Source organism: Actinokineospora inagensis DSM 44258 (assembly GCF_000482865.1).
In the GTDB taxonomy this organism is placed as follows: Bacteria; Actinomycetota; Actinomycetes; order Mycobacteriales; family Pseudonocardiaceae; genus Actinokineospora; species Actinokineospora inagensis.
In genome coordinates this window covers 35,317-53,707 of the sequence record NZ_AXWW01000054.1, presented here as the reverse complement: position 1 = coordinate 53,707, position 18,391 = coordinate 35,317, and the positions used below count along the sequence as shown (strand labels likewise).

Sequence of the window (18,391 nt, the reverse complement as noted above, 5' to 3'; positions counted from 1 at the left end):
ACACCCTGCGCCTTCCCGCGTTGGAGGTTCGGCAGGGGCGGCGGCGGATTTACTGCTTCGCCGTGGATGGGAAGAAGTTGCCGGGGTTCGCGGCGGTGTCGCGGGTGCGGCGTGATGAGGGTGAGGAGTTGCAGGGGTATCAGCGGCCGGAGGTGCTTAGTCACATTCGGGCGATTCGCCGGTATCTGGAGTCGGATGGGGCGATGTTGCCGAACGCGATCGTGGTGGCGTTCGACAAGCGGGTGGAGTTCGTGCCCGCGGTGATGCAGGGCGAGTCGGTGGACTACTCGGTGATGGGTGAGTTGGTGATCCCGGTCGACGAGGGTCAGGCGGAGGAGCGCAAGCCGGCGTGGTTGGTGGACGGGCAGCAGCGGAGTGCGGCGATCCGGGACGCGAACATCCGGAAGTTCCCGGTGGCGGTGGTGGGGTTCATCGCGGACACCGAGGACGAGCAGCGATCACAGTTCATCCTGGTCAACTCGACGAAAGCCCTGCCGAAGGGCCTGATCCACGAACTGCTGCCCGGCGCCACCGGGCACCTGCCCCCGGTCTACGCCCGCAAACAACTGCCCGCCGCGATCATGGCCCGCCTCAACGACGACCCGACCGGCCCGTTCCACGGCGCCATCGCCACACCGACCACACCCGGCGGGTACATCAAGGACAACAGCGTCCTGAAGATGATCGAGAACAGCATCACCAACGGCGCCCTCCACCAATACCGCGACCCGACCACCGGGGCCGGCGACCTCGACCGCATCACCACCCACCTCACCACCTGGTGGACCGCCGTACGCGACACCTGGCCCGCCGAATGGGCGCTCCCGCCGCGGCTGTCCCGGCTCACCCACGGCGTCGGCATCGTGGCCCTGGGCTACGCCATGGACCTGCTCACCGACGACCACCACGTCGACACCCTCGACCCCACCGTACTTCGTGGCCGACTCGCCGAACTGGTCCCACACACCGCCTGGACACGCGGCGAGTGGCAGTTCCGCGACGGTGCCCGCCGCTGGAACAGCATCCAGAACACGACTCACGACATCAGCGCACTCACCGCCTTCCTCACCGGACTCCTGACCCCGGACAGGCGCTGATCACCGCCCACACCCGCACGCCCCTCAACGCCCACACCGGCGCCCACCCGCGCCGACCACACCGAGCACGTCGGCCCGGCCGTCCCGCCCAGGGGTGGCCGGGCCGCCCTTCCCACCTGACCTCCCGCAGATTTCCGGATGGGGTGACTCAATGTCCACAGCAGATGTCGCGGACGCGGCCGTGGCGGCGTCGTGGTTGGCGACCCGGCTGGGGTGGCGCGTCCTGCCACTCAACCCCGGCAGCAAAACCCCACTCGGCGGCTGCACGGCGTGCCGGGCGACCCGCCAGCGGCCGGTCGCCCACACCGCCGCCGACTGCGCTTGCCTGGCACGCGGGAACGGCGCCCTGTGCCACGCGGTGTGGGCGGCCAGCGCCGACCCCGACGTCATCGCCTGGTGGGCGCGGCGGTGCCGCACCACGGTGTGGGCGGTCAACCTCGGCGCGTCCGGGCTGCTGGCGGTGGACCTCGACACCCACGGCGGCACCGCCCCCCGCGAACCCCTCCACAACGTGCCCTGGCCCACACCGGCCACGCTGCCGGCCTCCGGGATCGACACGTTCACCGTCCTCGCCGGACTGCACGGCGCCGGACTCGACACCGACACCACACTGTGCACCCGAACTCCCTCTGGTGGGCTGCACCTGATCTACACCGCCGAGGTGGCCCGCTGGAAGTCCAGCTCGGCCCGCGTCCACGACAACGGCACCGTGGGGACCGGGCTGGGCTGGCAGATCGACATCAAGGCCCACGGCGGGTACGTGGTGCTCCCCGGCAGCCTCACCACGGCAGGCCACTACCGACGCGCCTCCACCGCGACCCGACCCCTCCCACTACCCGCCTGGCTGAGCACCGCCCTGACCCACACCGGCCACGACCGCCACACCACCCCGACCACCCCCCACACACCACCGGCGCCGCGACGGGCGGTCACCGGCGGCCGCGGCGAACGGTACGCCGCCGCGGCACTGCACACCGCCTGCGCCGAGCTGGCCGCGATGACCCCCGGCGGCCGCAACCGCAAACTGTTCCGGTCGTCCTCCAGCCTGGCCGCGATGGTCGCCGCCGGATGGATCGACCGCGCCACCGTGGAAACCGACCTCGCCGCCGCCGCCACCGCCGCACGACTGCCCGCCTCCGAGATCGGCTACGCGATCGCATCCGGGTTCCGCCGACCCCGGAGGACACCATGACCACCCCCGCCACCGGGTCCGACCCGAAACCCTCGATCTACGTCGGCTCCGACGCCGAAGCCATCCGCGCCCTGACCACAGCCCTGGACACCGGGGCACTGCCCGACGTCTACGTCACCGGCGGCGGCCTGGTCCACCTGGCCCGCGAGTCCGGCCACACCACCGACACCGGCGGACACCCACTGCCCACCACGGCGGCCCCACTCACCCCGGCCGGCCTCGCCTGGCTGCTGGCCCACCACACCTACTGCCACACCATCCGCGACGACAAGAAAACCGAGACCAGCCCCAAAGCAACCACCCTGTCAGCGGTGCTGTCCCACCGCCACTGGTCCGGCGTGCCCCCACTGCTCGGTGTCATCGGCTCACCCGTGCTCCGCCCCGACGGCACCCTCGTCCAGGAACCCGGCTACGACCAGGCCACCGGCCTCTACTACGCACCCGCCACGACCATCCCGCCCATCCCGACCCGACCCACCCCGGCCGACGTCGACGACGCCGCGTCGTTCGTGCTCGACCGGCTGGTGTGCGACTTCCCGTTCGTCGCCGACGCCGACCGCGCCAACGGGCTCGGGTTGCTGCTGGCACCCATCCTGCGGCCCTACCTGCGCGCGCTCACCCCGTTCGGGCTGATCTCCGCCACCACCCAATCCAGCGGCAAAACCCTGCTCGCCGAAATCCTCGGCCACCTCTACGGCTCCAAAAACCTCGTCTGGCGCCGAGGAGACGACGCCGAACTCGAAAAATCCATCACCTCCGCCCTACACAGTCCCGCACCCGTCCTGCTCTGGGACAACCTCGCCGAAGGCTCCATCATCTCCTCCGCCGTACTCGCACAACTGCTCACCTCACCGGAGTGGTCCGCGCGGATGCTCGGGTCCTCCGGCGACGGATTCACCACCACCAACAACCGGGTCTGGCTCGCCACCGGCAACAACATCCGCCTCGGCGGCGACATGGCCACCCGCACCGTCCTCATCAGACTCGACCCCAACGACCCACACCCCGACCAACGCGACCAAACGCGTTTCGGCATCCCACACCTCGACACCTGGCTCAAAGAACCCACCCACCGCACCCAGGTGCTCCGGCACCTACTCGTACTCGTCATGGACTGGATCAACAACAACGCACCCCGCAGCACGCACTCCATGCGCCAATTCACCACCTGGGCCCAGGCCACCGGCGGCCTACTCGCCCACCACGGAATCTCGGGCTTCCTCGACAACCTCGGCGACCTCCGCGAAACCGACGACGACAACCAAGAATGGGCGAGCTTCCTCGCCTGCTGGCACACCATCAACGACGACCGACCCGTCTCCGCCCGCAAACTGCGGATGCAGGCCGAGATCGACATGGTCAACGGCAGGCCGGTCGATCGATGGGAAGGAACCTTCCTCACCGACGACCTCGGCCGCGCACCCTCCGCGAAATCACTCGGCCGCACCCTCACCGGCCACATCGGCCGATGGCACGGCAACCACGTCCTGCGCTCAGGCATGGACCCACGTGCCAACGCCCGAGTCTTCTGGGTCGAACGCCGCAACGGCACCTGACCCATCCGGCCGTCTGCGGGTTTGCCGCGGGTTTGCGCGGGTTTGCCCCACAGCCAAACCCGCGCCTGTTTCCCCTGATCACACCCCCTGTACGGGGTGTATCGCGGGTTTGCGGGTTTGAATCCGGCACCCCTCGGGCTGCCGCGCACACACGACGAGTCGAGCACGACGCGGCGCGTGCGCCGCCCGACTAAGGAGCCCAGGGGATGACCGAACACGCGACCCACAGCAGCTCGACCGCCGTGGATGCAGTCACCGACAAACCCGCCACCCGGCCGCTTCTGCTACGGGTCGAAGATGCCGCCGCGCTGCTGAGCATCGGGCGAACGCGAGTCTACGACCTTTTGCGCACTGGCCAGTTGACGTCGGTCAAGATCTTTGGTGCCCGACGAATCCCCCTGGCAGAAGTCGAAGAGTACATAAAAGTCCTCGTTCAACAGGCGCGGGCACTTCAACAAGCAGAGGTGGCCTGATGGCCGGACGAGCACCCAACGGGCTTGGCACAATCATTAAACGAAAGGACGGCCGCTACCAGGCTGCCGTCCACGTACTGACAGCGGACGGCAGCACCAAGCGCAAGTATGTCTACGGCAAGACCTGGGACGAGGCCAATGACAAGCGTGTTGAGATGCTGGAAAACAACCGGAAGGGGACGCCGTCCATCTCGTCGGGCATGAAGCTCGGCGACTACCTGGACCACTGGCTCACGGACATAGTCAAGGCGGAACGCGGACCATCCACGTACTCGGGCTACGAGATCGTGGTACGGCGGTACATCAAGAAGCACCTCGGCACCAAGAGACTGAACAGCCTGACCACTTCGCACATGCGCACCTTCATTCGCGAGTTGCGAAAAGAGAAGACCGTCCTCGGAAAGAGTCTGTCGGATCGATACGTGCAGAACATCTTCGAGACGCTACGAAGCGCACTGACCTACGCCATCCAAGAGGACCTCATCGGCAGGAATGTGGCCAAGATGGTGCAGGCACCATCCAGGGGTGAGTTTGAAGTCGAGCCATTGGACGAAGACGGTGCTCGTCGATTCACCAGTCACGTACTCAATCACTGGCTTCGAGCCTACTGGCTGATCCTCATCATGGCCGGACTACGAAAGGGGGAAGCTCTGGGATTGGCCTGGTCGGACGTCAACCTCGCAACGGGCGCCGTGACCATACGGCGCACAGTCCAGCGAGTACGCGGACAACTGGTCTTCGGGCCGCCGAAGACCCCGCGGTCAAGGCGCAAGCTCTACGTCGGACGAGTCATCATCGCCGCCCTGCTAGTACACCGAACGGAGACCGCAGACCGGCTGGTAGCGCCACCGCTAAACCTGGCACCAGGACAACCAGAGGATCTGATCTTCATCACCAAGACCGGACGCGTGGTCGAGCCGCGCAACATCAACACCATGCTCGCTCGACTGCTCAAGCGCGCCCGCATCCCACTGACGCGGGTTCATGATCTCCGGCACACGTGCGCCACCCTGCTGCTCATGGATGGCGCGACGCTGCAGGAGGTCATGGAGTTGCTCGGGCACAGCACGATCGGGGTCACGTCGAACGTGTACGGGCACGTCCTTGACGCGACCAAGAAGAGGATTGCGCACCAGATGGACCAGATCATCGCCCCAACTGATGTCGGCCAGTGATGTCAACGGGGCCTTCGGAGGCTACCGAGGGCCCCGTTCTGGCTGGTGGGCGCAGCAGGATTCGAACCTGCGACCGCTCGGGTGTAAACCGAGTGCTCTCCCGCTGAGCTATGCGCCCTGGTCCCGCGACTCCGGAGGGGAGCGCGGGAGGGTCACCGAGGTTACAGCTCGGCGATGGCCTTCTTCCAGGCTTCCTGGTCGCGGGGCTCGCCGGGGGCGTTGATCTCGGCGTAGCGGACCGTGCCGGTGGTGTCGATGAGGAAGGTGCCCCGGTTGGCCAGGCCCGCCGCCTCGTTGAAGACGCCGTACTGCTTGGCGACGTCGCCGTGCGGCCAGAAGTCGGAGAGCAGGGGGAACTGGTAGCCCTGCTGCTCCGCCCAGGCCTTGAGGCTGAACGGGGTGTCCACGGAGACGCCGATGACCTGGACGTTTCCGTTCTCGTAGGTGGCCAGTTCGTCGCGGACCTGGCACAGCTCGCCCTGGCAGATGCCGCTGAAGGCGAATGGGTAGAACACGAGCAGGACGTTCTTGGCGGCGGTGTGCTCGGAGAGCGTCACCGGCTGCCTGTTGTAGTCGTTGAGCGTGAAGTCCGGGGCCTTCGAACCGACCTCGACTGCCATACCCGGCATCCTCCGTGACTGGGGGCGCCTACCAGCGCCTGAGACTGTGCGCGGCCCAGCCTAGGCCACCCGGGCGGGGGAACGCCCGGGTGACCGGCGACTGGGAGTCAGCGTTTGGACTTGGCCGACTTGGGCGACACCAGCCGAGTGGCCACCCAGTCGGGGCCAGCGCTCACGCTCGAGGTTTGGGCCAGGCCCGCTGTCGGCGCCGCCTCGGCGATGTCACTGGGCTCGACGTGGCCATCGCGGCCGGTCTTGGGGGTCAGCACCCAGATCACGCCGTTGTCGGCGAGCGGTCCGATCGCGTCCATCAGCGTGTCGACCAGGTCGCCGTCGTCCTCGCGCCACCACAGCAGCACGACGTCGACGACCTCGTCCGCGTCCTCGTCGAGCAGGTCGGAGCCGATCCGCTCCTCGACGGCGCCCCGCAGTGCGTCATCGACGTCCTCGTCCCAGCCGAGTTCCTGGACGACGGCGCCAGTCTCGATCCCCAGCTTGTCGGCGACGTCGGCGTTCCCGGCGTCTCCCGCGGCCACCACGGTGTCACTCCTCCAGTTGTGCTCGCGCGACCCGTCGGCCCTGATGGTCAGGGCCGTCGGCCGCGTTCTGCCTGTTCGGTTAGGCGATAGCGAACACTGACAGTGGCCACCTGCGCAACCGTCCGCTGTTCGACACGCCGCCGTCGGATTGCCCGGCAGCGTATGCGAGCAACCCCACTTCCGCTGTACCGACGGGTAACGGTGAAGTCGACCCCCAGGTCGGCGGAACATGGCAGAGTAGCCTCCGCGCGCGCGATATCGCGCGCGCGATATCCGACCTCGACCCCAGGCTGGAGCTCCAAGTTGGCCACCCAGAACAACCAGCCCACCCCCGAGCGCGTTCGCGTCATCCGCGACGGCCTCGCCGCGCACCTGCCGGACATCGACCCGGAGGAGACCGCGGAATGGCTGGAGTCCTTCGACGCCGCGGTGCAGGGCGGCGGGCAGCAGCGCGCCCGCTACCTGATGCTGCGGCTGCTGGAGCGGGCCAGGGAGAGCCACGTCGCCGTCCCGGCGCTGACCAGCACCGACTACGTCAACACCATCCCCACCGAGCTGGAGCCGTGGTTCCCCGGTGACGAGGAGGTGGAGCGCCGCTACCGGGCGTGGGTCCGCTGGAACGCGGCGATGACGGTGCACCGGGCGCAGCGGCCCGGGGTCGGTGTCGGTGGCCACATCTCGACCTACGCCTCGTCGGCGACGCTGTACGAGGTGGGTTTCAACTGGTTCTTCCGCGGCAAGGACCACCCGGGCGGCGGCGACCAGATCTACGTGCAGGGGCACGCGTCGCCCGGCATCTACGCCCGCGCGTTCCTCGAGGGCAGGCTCTCCACGTCGCAGCTCGACGGGTTCCGCCAGGAGCTCTCGCACGCGGGCCCCGGCGGCGGCCTGCCGTCGTACCCGCACCCGCGGCTGATGCCGGACTTCTGGGAGTTCCCGACCGTCTCGATGGGCCTGGGCCCGATGAACGCCATCTACCAGGCCCGGTTCAACCGGTACCTGCGTGACCGCGGCATCAAGGACACGTCCGACCAGCGAGTATGGGCGTTCCTGGGTGACGGCGAGATGGACGAGGCCGAGTCGCGCGGTCTGGTGCACGTCGCGGCCAACGAGGGCCTGGACAACCTCACCTTCGTGGTCAACTGCAACCTGCAGCGGCTGGACGGCCCGGTCCGCGGCAACGGCAAGATCATCCAGGAGCTGGAGTCGTTCTTCCGCGGCGCGGGCTGGAACGTCATCAAGGTCATCTGGGGCCGGGAGTGGGACACCCTGCTGCACGGCGACCGGGACGGCGCCCTGATCAACCTGATGAACACCACCCCGGACGGCGACTACCAGACGTACAAGGCCAACGACGGCGCGTTCGTCCGGGAGCACTTCTTCGGCCGCGACCCGCGGACCAAGGAACTGGTCACCCCGATGACCGATCAGGAGATCTGGAACCTCAAGCGCGGCGGCCACGACTACCGCAAGGTGTACGCGGCCTACCAGGCGGCCACCGAGCACGTCGGCCAGCCCACGGTGATCCTGGCCAAGACGATCAAGGGCTACAACCTCGGCCCGCACTTCGAGGCCCGCAACGCCACGCACCAGATGAAGAAGATGACCCTGGACGACCTCAAGGCGTTCCGGGACACCCTGCGCATCCCGATCGAGGACGCCGACCTCGAGCGCGACCCGTACCTGCCGCCGTACTTCCACCCGGGACCGGACGCCCCGGAGATCCAGTACCTGCAGGAGCGCCGCCGCCAGCTCGGCGGGTACCTGCCGGAGCGCCGCCACAAGTCGAAGGCGCTGGTGCTGCCCGGCGACAAGGTCTACGACGTGCTCAAGCGCGGGTCCGGCAAGCAGGAGGTCGCCACCACGATGGCGTTCGTCCGGCTGGTGCGCGACCTGGCCAAGGACAAGGAACTCGGGCCGCGGCTGGTGCCGATCATCCCGGACGAGGCGCGCACGTTCGGCATGGACTCGATGTTCCCCACGCAGAAGATCTACAACCCGAACGGCCAGCTCTACACCTCGGTCGACGCGTCGCTGATGCTGTCGTACAAGGAGAGCGAGCAGGGCCAGATCCTGCACGAGGGCATCAACGAGGCCGGGTCGACCGCGTCGTTCACCGCCGCGGGCACCTCGTACGCCACGCACGGCGAGCCGATGGTGCCGATCTACATCTTCTACTCGATGTTCGGCTTCCAACGCACCGGCGACGGCCTGTGGGCCGCCGCCGACCAGATGGCCCGCGGCTTCGTCCTCGGCGCCACCGCGGGCCGCACCACGCTCACCGGTGAGGGCCTGCAGCACAACGACGGGCACTCGCTGCTGCTGGCCGCCACCAACCCGGCCGTGGTGTCCTACGACGCGGCGTGGTCGTTCGAGATCGCGCACATCGTCCGCGACGGCCTGCGCCGCATGTACGGCGAGCAGGCCGAGGACATCTACTACTACCTGACCGTCTACAACGAGCCCTACCGGCAGCCCGCCGAACCGGACGACCTCGACGTCGAGGGCCTGCTGCGCGGCCTCTACCGGTACGCGACGGCCCCGACGACCGACGGCCCGCGCGCCCGGATCCTGGTCTCCGGCGTCACCATGCCGTCCGCCCTCAGGGCCCAGCGGCTGCTGGCCGACGAGTGGGGCGTCGGCGCCGAGGTGTGGTCGGCCACGTCGTGGTCGGAGCTGCGCCGCGACGCCGTCGAGGTCGAGCGGCACAACCTGCTGCACCCGCAGGCCGAGGCCAGGGTGCCGTACGTGACGTCGGTGCTGTCCGAGGGCGTCGGCCCGGTCGTGGCCGTGTCCGACTGGATGAGCGCGGTACCGGACCTGATCCGCCCGTGGGTCCCCACCGACATGCTCACCCTGGGCACCGACGGGTTCGGGTTCTCCGACACCCGCCCGGCCGCCCGCCGCCACTTCCTGGTGGACGCCGAGTCGATCACCGTCGGCGTGCTCACCGCGCTGGCCCGCCGCGGCGAGATCGCCCGCGACCAGGTCGTCGAGGCCGCCACCCGCTACCGCATCGACGACGTCTCCGCCGCCGGTCCGCAGACCTCGGACCCCGGCTCAGCCTGACGTGCTGGTTGGAAGGCCCCGCCCTCGGTTGGGTGGGGCCTTCCGTCACGCCTGGACCGGAACCTGCCGCCGCGCCGACCGGTACCAACTCACCCAGCCGTGGATCACCAGCACCGCGAAAACCGTGTACACCCCCGCGCTGAACCACAAGCCAGAACCGAGCTGGACCGGCACCCCCACCGCGTCCACCACCAGCCACACCAACCAGAACTCCACCAACCCCCACGCCTGCAACGCGAACGCCAACACGGTCCCCACGAAAATCGCCGCGTCCGGCCACGGCGCCCACGAAGCGCCCCACGCGTCCAACACCAGCGCGAACCCCACGGTCCCCGCCGCGAACACCCCCGCCGTCACCGCCAACTCAGCCGACGACGCCCGCCGCACCGCCACCCCGAACACCGGGTCCCGCCGCCGCGCCCACGCCCACCACCCGTAGAGCGCGATCACCCCCACCACGACCTGCCGCACCGCCAACCCACCCAGGTGCGCCGACACGTACACGCTGAACAACAACACCACGGACACCAACTGCACCGGCCACGTCCACAAAGTCCGCCGCCGCGCCAGGAAAACCACCGCCAACGCGAAGAACTGCCCGAACAGCTCCGCCAACCCCAACCGCTGCCCGAACACCGACACCGAAGCCTGCGCCAACCAACCCACCCGGTCCCCCTCTCGGTCCACTCCCCGGAACACCACACCCCGCACCGATGTTCCCCACCGGCGATGTGCCACGAAAGAGGGAACCTCCCCGCCTCGCCTGGCACCGCCCCGGGAAACCCTCCATAGTGGAACTACCGGTGGGGACCGGGGAGATGGGCCGCCCGACATCGAGCGCACCGACATGTCGGGCGGCCCGCCCGATCGGCGAGTCGTGTTCGCGGGGAGCGCTCACCTGGATCGGGCGGCGTTGAATCTGGGGGGCGACCCCCCAGACCCCCACGGTGCGGTGGGTGGCGGAACCAGCGTTGCTCGTTTGGGCCTGTCGGCCCTCATGTCGAGTAGGTGACCGATGGGCTGGCGCCCATGGTGCGGTGGGAGCCGGGATCAGCGTGGTGGCTTGACCTTCGGTCGACCCTCGGTCATCGCGTCGAAGTATGTAGCCAAACGGGGCGACACTGAATCGAACCCATTGTTCTGTATCCCGTGCGCCACTCCTATGATCTTGCCTGCTGTCTTGCGGCCGGGAGTGCGGCTCAATCGCTGCATGCGCCTCCGGAGTCAGGTATTCGGGGTGCCCAACCAGGTCTGTCGCGCCGCCTTCACCGGCTCCGCCGCCGTTCCGCTGGCTGCCTGTGGTCCCACCTCATCCCACACTTTCCTCGGAGTCTGTCCTCACTCCCGACTTCCAACTTGCCCCCGTTGTGTGACCTCCGCAGATGACTACCGGCGGGTGAACGAGAAGGGGCGATCGCAGCGATCGACAACGCCAGCTACTACTTCCAGGACTGCGGGACACTGGTGAACGACTTCGGTGTCACGCCGCCCACGCTCACCGACGCCAGGGTCAGACTCCGTGCCGGGATTACCGAACGGGGTCCGGCGACGAGGTTGAGGTTGATGTTGTGGTGTTGACCGAGGAGTTGCGGGCCAAGCTGGCGCGGCTGGACCAGGGCACGGTGGACGTGCGGTCCTGGCTGAACCATCCGGGGCACTGACCACCCGACCCGGGAAACGCCCTGGCGGGGTGCGAGAGTGGGGGGATGAGGTCGGCGTCGGAGGGGTTGTCGGGGGGGACGCTCGCGGCTGTGGAGCGGGCTTCGGGGAAGCTGGCGGCGGCGGCGGTGGCGGCGATGGACCGGGAGTTCGCGTGGTTCGGGCGGATGCCCGCGGACCAGCGGGCGTCGGTGTTGTTGGTCGCGCAGAACGGGGTGGCGGGGTTCACCGCGTGGCTCAAGGACACCCGGGAGGCGCTGCGGCTGACGACGGACACGTTCCGGGGGGCGCCGCGGGACCTGTCGCGGTGGATAAGTCTGCGGCAGACCGTGGAGATGGTGCGGGTGTCGCTGCAGGTGTTCGAGGAGCTGGTGCCGGACCTGGCGGCCGACGACGCGGAGCGGGCCGTGTTGTCCGAGGCGGTGCTGCGGTACGGGCGTGAGGTGGCGTTCGCGTCGGCGATGTCGTACGCGTCGGCGGCGGAGGCCAGGGGCGCGTGGGACGCGCGGCTGGAGGCGCTGGTCGTCGACGGGATCGTTCGCGGTGACGCGGAGGAGTCGCTGCTGTCGCGGGCCACGGCGTTGGGGTGGGACCCGGCGGCCGAGGCGACGGTGCTGGTCGGCAACCCGCCCTCCGACGACCCCCCGACCGTCGTCTACGAGGTCCGCAGCCGCGCCGCGCGAGTCGGCAGGCCGGTGCTGTTGAGCGTGCAGGGCTCCCGGCTGGTCGTGGTGTTGGCGGGGCCCACCGAGGACGCCGTCGACCAGGAGGTGCTGGTGAAGATGGCCGCGGCGTTCGGGGCGGGGGCGGTGGTGGCCGGGCCGACCGTGTCGAGCATCGCCGAGGCGCACCGGAGTTCGGCGGACGCGTTGTCCGGGCTGCGGGCCGTGGTGGCGTGGCCGGAGGCGCCGCGGCCGGTGCGGTCGACGGACCTGCTGCCGGAGCGGGCACTGGCGGGCGACCCGGAGGCCGAGTGGCAGTTGATCGACCGGGTCGCCCGGCCGCTGGAGGACGCGGGCGGGGCGCTGCAGGAAACCGTGGAGGCCTACCTGGCGACCGGCGGCGTGCTGGAGACGTGCGCGCGGCAACTGTTCGTGCACCCGAACACCGTCCGGTACCGGCTGCGCAAGGTCGCCGAGCTGACCGGCCGCAACGCGGGCGACCCCCGGGACTCCCTGGTCCTGCGGGTCGCGCTGGCCGTCGGGCGGCTCTCCCGGGCCCGCGGCCTCTGGTGATCCACCACACCATCGAGGAGTCAGCGGCGAACAGTCGGGCTCCGGCGAATGGGTAACGGACGGCAACGGGATGGTGTCCTGGCCGACAACTGACAACGAATCCCGGCCGCACGTGGTAATAGCCCGGTCACTTTTGGAGACTTCCTACAAAGAGAGTGCCCCGACTTGGTGAGCGACGGCATGCAGGTGAACGGCCCGCTCAGTGTTGGCTGAACGGGTGATCGCACTCCTCGCGCCCGGCCAGGGCTCCCAGGCACCAGGCATGCTCACCCCGTGGTTAGGCCTGCCCGGGGCGACCGAGCGGCTCACCGCCTGGTCGGAGCTGGTCGGCCTGGACCTGGTCCGGCTCGGCGGCACCGCCGAGGCCGACGAGATCAAGGACACCGCGATCACCCAGCCGCTGATCGTCGCGGCGACGCTGCTGGCCTACGAGGAGCTGGCCCGGCGCACCGAGATCCCGGCGGACGCGATCATCGCCGGGCACTCGATCGGCGAGTTCGCCGCCGCGGCCATCGCGGGCGTGCTGACCGCCGAGGACGCGGTGGCGCTGGCCGCCGTGCGCGGCCGGGAGATGGCGGCGGCCTGCGAGCTGGAGCCGACCGGGATGGCGGCGCTGGTGCGCGGCACCGAGGAGGGCATCCTGGCCCGGCTCGACGAGCTGGGTCTGGTCGCGGCGAACCGCAACGGCGCCGGTCAGATCGTGGCGGCGGGCGCCAAGGACGCGCTGGAGAAGCTGGCCGCCGAGCCGCCGGAGGGCGCCAAGGCGATCACGCTGAAGGTCGCGGGCGCCTTCCACACCCACTACATGGCCCCGGCCCAGGAGGCGCTGCGCGCGCACGCGGCGACCCTGTCCCCGGCCGACCCGAACCGCACGCTGCTGTCCAACGCCGACGGCGCGGTGGTGACCGACGGCGCCGAGGTGCTGGCCCGGCTGGTCGCGCAGGTCACCAACCCGGTGCGGTGGGACCTGTGCCTGGCGACCATGGCCGAGCGCGGCGTCGACGCGATCGTCGAGTTCCCGCCCGCCGGTGCCCTGGTCGGCCTGGCGAAGCGCGAGTTGAAGGGGGTGCCGACCGTGGCGCTCAAGACCCCGGCCGAGCTGGACACCGTCCTCGGCCACCTCGGCACCGAGCACACCGGCGGTGCCGAGTGACCGGCCTGCGGCTGGCCCCGGCGGTCCAGGCCACCCGGATCCTCGGCGTCGGCTCGTTCCAGCCGGAGCGGGTGGTCACCAACGACGACCTGTCCAAGATCATGGACACCACCGACGAGTGGATCAGGGACCGGGTCGGCATCGTCGAGCGCCGGTTCGCCGACGCGGACCTGAAGCTGGTCGACATGGCCGTGTTCGCCGGGTCGAAGGCGCTGGCCAACGCCGGGCTGTCCCCGTCGGACGTGGACACGGTAATCCTGGCCAACTGCACCATGCCCACCCCCATCCCGAACGGCGCGGCGCAGGTCGCGGACCGGATCGGGGTGAAGGGCGCAGGCGCGTTCGACCTCAACGCCGCCTGCGCCGGGTTCTGCTACGCCCTGGGCACCGCCTCCGACCTGGTCCGGGCCGGGTCGGCGCGGCGGGTGCTGGTGATCGGCGCGGAGAAGCTGACCGACTGGGTCGAGCCGACCGACCGGGCCAACGCGATCATCTTCGCCGACGGCGCGGGCGCCGCGGTGGTCGGTCCGGCCGACGAGCCCGGCATCGGCCCGGTCGTCTGGGGCAGCGCGGGCGACCTGGTCGACCTGATCAGCCTGCGCGACGACCGGTGGATCTTCCAGGAGGGCCAGTCGGTGTTCCGCTGGGCCACCACCCAGATCGCCCCGATCGCGCAGCGCGCCCTGGACGCGGCCGGGATCGCGCCCGCCGAGCTCGACGTGCTGATCCCGCACCAGGCGAACCTGCGCATCGTCGAGGCGATCGCGAAGAAGCTGCGCGCCAACGGGGCCAGGGCGGACATGGTCGTCGCCGACGACATCGTCCACTCCGGCAACACCTCCTCGGCGTCCATCCCGATGGCCATGGACCACATGCGCGCCGCGGGCCGGATCAAACCCGGCGACGTCGCGCTGCTGATCGGCTTCGGCGCGGGCCTGTCCTACGCCGGTCAGGTCGTCATCTGCCCGTAGCCGGGCGGCCACACCACGAACTCCCGCCGGACGCGTTCGCGCCTGCGGGTCGGCAAAACGAAGGAAGGACACCAGAGCATGTCGGAGAAGCCCAGCGAGGCCGAGATCCTCGAGGGACTCGGCGAGATCGTCGAAGAGGTCGCGGGTGTCGCGCCGGACGACGTGACCGCCGACAAGTCCTTCGTGGACGACCTGGACATCGACTCGCTGTCCATGGTGGAGATCGCGGTGCAGGCCGAGGACCGGTTCGGCGTGAAGATCCCGGACGACGAGCTGGCCAACCTCAAGACCGTCGGCGACGCCGTCAACTACGTGGCCAAGCACGTCTGAGACCGGTTTGGCGGAACCCGGCTCCACCCTCCCCTCCCGCCCGCGGCCGCACCGGTCCGGGCCGCTTACCCACCACCCGCTCGCTCGCGAAGGAAACCCGATGAGCAACGTCGATGTCGTCGTCACCGGGCTGGGCGCGACCACGCCGCTCGGCGGTGACGTGTCGTCCACCTGGGACGCCCTGGTCGCAGGCCGCAACGGCGTCCGGACCCTCGAGATGGACTGGCTCGAGCGCTTCGACATGCCGTCGCGCATCGGTGCCCCGCTGGCCGTCGAACCCACCGACGTGCTGCCCAGGGTGCAGGCGCGCAGGCTGGACCGCTGCGAGCAGATCGCGGTGATCGCCGCCAGGGAGGCTTGGGCGGACGCCGGGTTCGCCATCCCCACCGACGACGACGAGCCGGTCGACCCGGACCGGCTCGGGGTCAGCATCGGCACCGGCATCGGCGGCCCGCTGACCATGCTCGGCATGGACGACATCCTGGAGCGCGACGGCCTGCGCAAGGTGTCGCCGCTGACCGTGCCGATGCTGATGCCCAACGGGCCCGCCGCGCACGTCGGCATCGAGCTGCGCGCCCGCGCCGGGGTGCACACGACCGCGTCGGCCTGCGCGTCCGGCGCGGAGGCGATCGCCAACGCGTACCAGATGATCCAGAACGGCCGGGCCGACATCGTGGTCGCCGGTGGCGCCGAGGCGTGCATCGCGCCGATCACCGTCGCGGGCTTCTGCCAGTCGCGGACGCTGAGCACCCGCAACGACGAGCCGGACCGCGCGTCCCGCCCGTTCGACGTCGACCGGGACGGCTTCGTCCTCGGCGAGGGCGCGGGCATCCTGGTGCTCGAGCGCGCCGACCACGCCGCCGCCCGGGGCGCCCGGGTGTACGCCCGGCTCTCCGGCTACGGCATCACCTCCGACGCCCACCACATCACCGGCAACCACCCGGAGGGCATCGGCCAGATCAAGGCCATGCGCAACGCGGTGGCGCTGGCGGGTCTGACCGCCACCGACATCGGCCACGTCAACGCGCACGCGACGTCCACGGTCGTCGGCGACATCGGCGAGGCCGCCGCGATCCGCAAGGCCATCGGCGACCACGTGGTGGTGACGGCCCCCAAGGCCTCCATCGGCCACCTGGTCGGCGGGGCGGGCGCGGTGGAGAGCATCGCGACGCTGCTCGCGATCTACTACGGCACCATCCCGGTCACCAGGAACCTGGAGAACCTGGACCCGAAGGTGGGCCTGGACGTGGTGACCGGCGAGCCGCGCAAGGTGGACCTGTCGGCGGCGATCAACAACTCGTTCGGCTTCGGCGGGCACAACGTCGCGGTCCTGTTCACCGCGGCCTGAGACTGAGACGACTCACCTGACGACTCACTGGCAGCGGTCGTGCTGGGGGGAGGCGCCGGTGGCGCCCGCGTCGATGCGCCACTCGCCGTCGACGTCGGTGATCGGGAAGATCACGTTCCACCGGATGCAGCCCGCCGGGAGCTCCAGCGGCGCGTCCGCCGGGTCCTGCTTGCTGACGAAGGTGAGCAGGACCCTGGCGCTGCCGACCGGGCCGGTCTCGATCCGGTAGACGATGATGCTGCCGTCCTGGGTGGTGCGGTAGGCCGCGCGCCAGGTGTCCTCCGGCATGTCCTTGACCCGGTCGTCGGTGACCGTGGTCTTCCAGCGAGCGTAGTTCTTGCCGTTGATGGCGTCGAAGTAGGTCTGCAGGAGCTGGCGGACCGTCTCGTACAGCGGGTGGCCGGTCGCGTCCTGGGTGGCCCGGACGTCGCGCGGGCCGGGCTGCGCCGCGACCGGGAGGGCGCTGGTGCTGGGCAGGATGGGCGCGGCGGACTGCCGGTCGGTGGCGGCGGTGGCGTAGAGCTCCCGGGCGACCATGGTGGCCGCGGCGGCGACGACCACGGCGATGAGGATCACCGGGAGCAGCCAGCGTTGGCGTTCCTGCACGTGGTCAGGGTGCCACAGCCACCGGCAGGTCGAGGGCGTGGACGGCGATGTCGCGCAGGTCGGCCTCGGTCAGGTCCGCGCCGGGCTGGTCGAGCCGGACGACCTGGGCGAGTTTGACGCTGTTGCCCTCCCGCCCGGCGGCGCGGACGGCCCCGGTGAACTTCGGGGCGGCGCCGCCCGGCCACGGGGTCCGCTCCAGGTCGAGCACCGTGCCCGCGCCCGGTCGGGCGAGGACGGTGCCCAGTTCGGTGGCCGACGAGCTGGCCTCGAAGCGCAGGACGCTGAGCAGGACGGCGGCGTGGTGGCCGGACTTGGCGGCCTCGAAGCGGCCGCGGACCAGGCGGGCGCAGCCGTTGCGCTGGAGCCACCCCTGGACCTCGCCGGTGGCGTGGGCGGCGCAGTCGGGAGCCGCGGTGGTGCCCTTGTCCGCGAACTCGATGCCGTCCGGTGGCGGCGGGGGCGCCGCGCCGCGCTGCGGACTGGAGTCGGCGGAGCTGACCGCGACGGCGATGCCGACGACCAGCAGCAGCGCGACCGCCACGACCGTGACCACGGGAATCCACCGGGGACGGCGGCGGCGCGGGGGATCGGGCGGGGCCGGTCGGCCCGGGATCAACGGGAGGATCGTGGTGCGCTCGGCGGCGGACTCGGCGGACAGACCGTCCGGGAAGCCCTCGGCGAGCAGGTCGGCGTCGGTCAGGCCTGCGCGGGTCGGATCACTGGCGGTCGGGTCGGTCGCGGTGATGTGGGTGGCGGGGTGCAAAGCGGTGAGGACGCGGCGGAGTTCGTCGACCGGGCAGGGGCGGCTGTGCGCGGCCAGGTCCTTGGCGACGGCGAGCAGCGTCATCGGCTCGGGGTGCAGGATGCGGACGCCGCGCGCCAGGTCCTCGGCGGGCTGGTCCACCTGCGACACGTACGGCCCGACGGCGATCACGGTGCCGACCGGCAGCGGGCGGGGCTGCTGGGCCCGGACGACGGCCGCGACGGCGGCGGTGGCGCCCAGGGCGTTGGCGGCGGGGTTGACCGGGCCGTCCGGGCGGGAAATGGGCCAGCCGTCCACCCGCCAGCGGTCGCCGAGCGGTGCCTCCAGGCGCAACGCCGGGTCGGGCAGGTCGACGCCGAGCACGACCAGGACGCCGCGGGGTAAGAGCACCACGGCCTCGACGGCGGAGCCGTAGCCGGGGATTCGCGCGCCGAGCAGGGCGATCCCGCCAGCGACCTTGTCGCCGCGGCCCCACGAGGTCAGCGCGGCCCGCACGTGCCTGCCCACCTCGGACGTCGTCTCACCGACGCGGACCAAGCGCACGGTCGTCACCTCCGGCAGCGTTTGGTGGGATTCCCACCATCGCCTGACACGCTAGCGCCCGG

The 18,391-nt window shown here is 70.4% G+C and carries 16 protein-coding genes and 1 tRNA gene; 11 read left to right on the top strand and 6 right to left on the bottom strand.

What is annotated here, in order from left to right; all coding sequences use genetic code 11:
- From dbpB to H504_RS0120360, 5 genes are all read left to right on the top strand, one after another.
- Window positions 1–1,097: DGQHR domain-containing protein DpdB (dbpB, locus tag H504_RS0120375; RefSeq protein WP_026424279.1), on the top strand; the 1,097-nt coding region annotated here is incomplete at its 5' end.
- Window positions 1,098–1,248: 151 nt separating this feature from the next.
- Entirely contained in the window at window positions 1,249–2,289 is a 1,041-nt protein-coding gene (locus H504_RS36105) for a bifunctional DNA primase/polymerase (RefSeq protein WP_051386071.1), read from the top strand.
- Entirely contained in the window at window positions 2,286–3,845 is a 1,560-nt protein-coding gene (locus H504_RS0120365; RefSeq protein WP_051386070.1) for a hypothetical protein, read from the top strand. Before H504_RS36105 ends, H504_RS0120365 begins: the two co-directional genes overlap by 4 nt.
- Before the next feature lie 206 nt (window positions 3,846–4,051).
- A complete protein-coding gene (locus H504_RS40305) occupies window positions 4,052–4,318 on the top strand; it encodes a helix-turn-helix domain-containing protein (RefSeq protein WP_084467932.1) in 267 nt (88 codons plus the stop codon).
- Window positions 4,318–5,493 carry a site-specific integrase gene (locus H504_RS0120360; RefSeq protein WP_035305064.1) on the top strand — a complete coding sequence of 392 codons (1,176 nt, stop codon included), beginning with the start codon at window positions 4,318–4,320 and terminating at the stop codon, window positions 5,491–5,493. The genes H504_RS40305 and H504_RS0120360 overlap by 1 nt, the downstream gene beginning before the upstream one ends.
- A 43-nt stretch (window positions 5,494–5,536) precedes the next feature.
- Here H504_RS0120360 and H504_RS0120355 read toward each other — a convergent pair.
- From H504_RS0120355 to H504_RS0120345, 3 genes are all read right to left on the bottom strand, one after another.
- Window positions 5,537–5,611: transfer RNA gene (locus H504_RS0120355), tRNA-Val, on the bottom strand.
- A gap of 43 nt (window positions 5,612–5,654) precedes the next feature.
- Window positions 5,655–6,113 carry a peroxiredoxin gene (locus H504_RS0120350; RefSeq protein WP_026424276.1) on the bottom strand — a complete coding sequence of 153 codons (459 nt, stop codon included), beginning with the start codon at window positions 6,111–6,113 and terminating at the stop codon, window positions 5,655–5,657.
- Window positions 6,114–6,220: 107 nt separating this feature from the next.
- Entirely contained in the window at window positions 6,221–6,652 is a 432-nt protein-coding gene (locus tag H504_RS0120345) for a DUF3052 domain-containing protein (RefSeq protein WP_026424275.1), read from the bottom strand.
- A gap of 303 nt (window positions 6,653–6,955) precedes the next feature.
- Between H504_RS0120345 and aceE the strand changes: the two genes are divergently transcribed.
- Window positions 6,956–9,721 (top strand): pyruvate dehydrogenase (acetyl-transferring), homodimeric type, encoded by a 2,766-nt coding sequence (aceE, locus tag H504_RS0120340; protein WP_026424274.1) that lies wholly within the window; start codon window positions 6,956–6,958, stop codon window positions 9,719–9,721.
- A 45-nt stretch (window positions 9,722–9,766) separates the two neighbouring features.
- Here the strand turns inward: aceE and H504_RS0120335 are convergent, their stop codons facing one another.
- Window positions 9,767–10,387 (bottom strand): nicotinamide mononucleotide transporter family protein, encoded by a 621-nt coding sequence (locus H504_RS0120335; protein WP_026424273.1) that lies wholly within the window; start codon window positions 10,385–10,387, stop codon window positions 9,767–9,769.
- Window positions 10,388–11,427: 1,040 nt separating this feature from the next.
- Here H504_RS0120335 and H504_RS0120325 point away from each other — a divergent pair.
- The 5 genes from H504_RS0120325 to H504_RS0120305 all read left to right on the top strand — a co-directional run bounded on the left by H504_RS0120325 (window position 11,428) and on the right by H504_RS0120305 (window position 16,417).
- A complete protein-coding gene (locus H504_RS0120325) occupies window positions 11,428–12,615 on the top strand; it encodes a PucR family transcriptional regulator (protein ID WP_026424272.1) in 1,188 nt (395 codons plus the stop codon).
- 217 nt (window positions 12,616–12,832) lie between these two features.
- On the top strand, window positions 12,833–13,768 hold the full coding sequence (locus H504_RS0120320; RefSeq protein ID WP_026424271.1) for an ACP S-malonyltransferase: 936 nt from the start codon (window positions 12,833–12,835) through the stop codon (window positions 13,766–13,768).
- A complete protein-coding gene (locus tag H504_RS0120315; RefSeq protein ID WP_026424270.1) occupies window positions 13,765–14,739 on the top strand; it encodes a beta-ketoacyl-ACP synthase III in 975 nt (324 codons plus the stop codon). Before H504_RS0120320 ends, H504_RS0120315 begins: the two co-directional genes overlap by 4 nt.
- A 78-nt stretch (window positions 14,740–14,817) precedes the next feature.
- On the top strand, window positions 14,818–15,069 hold the full coding sequence (locus H504_RS0120310) for an acyl carrier protein (protein ID WP_026424269.1): 252 nt from the start codon (window positions 14,818–14,820) through the stop codon (window positions 15,067–15,069).
- A gap of 100 nt (window positions 15,070–15,169) precedes the next feature.
- On the top strand, window positions 15,170–16,417 hold the full coding sequence (locus tag H504_RS0120305; protein WP_026424268.1) for a beta-ketoacyl-[acyl-carrier-protein] synthase family protein: 1,248 nt from the start codon (window positions 15,170–15,172) through the stop codon (window positions 16,415–16,417).
- A gap of 24 nt (window positions 16,418–16,441) precedes the next feature.
- Here the strand turns inward: H504_RS0120305 and H504_RS0120300 are convergent, their stop codons facing one another.
- The gene (locus H504_RS0120300) at window positions 16,442–17,023 is read right to left on the bottom strand and encodes a hypothetical protein (RefSeq protein ID WP_026424267.1); all 582 of its coding nucleotides are present in this window, start codon (window positions 17,021–17,023) and stop codon (window positions 16,442–16,444) included.
- A 4-nt stretch (window positions 17,024–17,027) separates the two neighbouring features.
- Complete coding sequence (locus H504_RS0120295) at window positions 17,028–18,338, bottom strand: hypothetical protein (RefSeq protein WP_051386069.1); 1,311 nt, start codon at window positions 18,336–18,338, stop codon at window positions 17,028–17,030.
- Window positions 18,339–18,391: the final 53 nt, after the last annotated feature.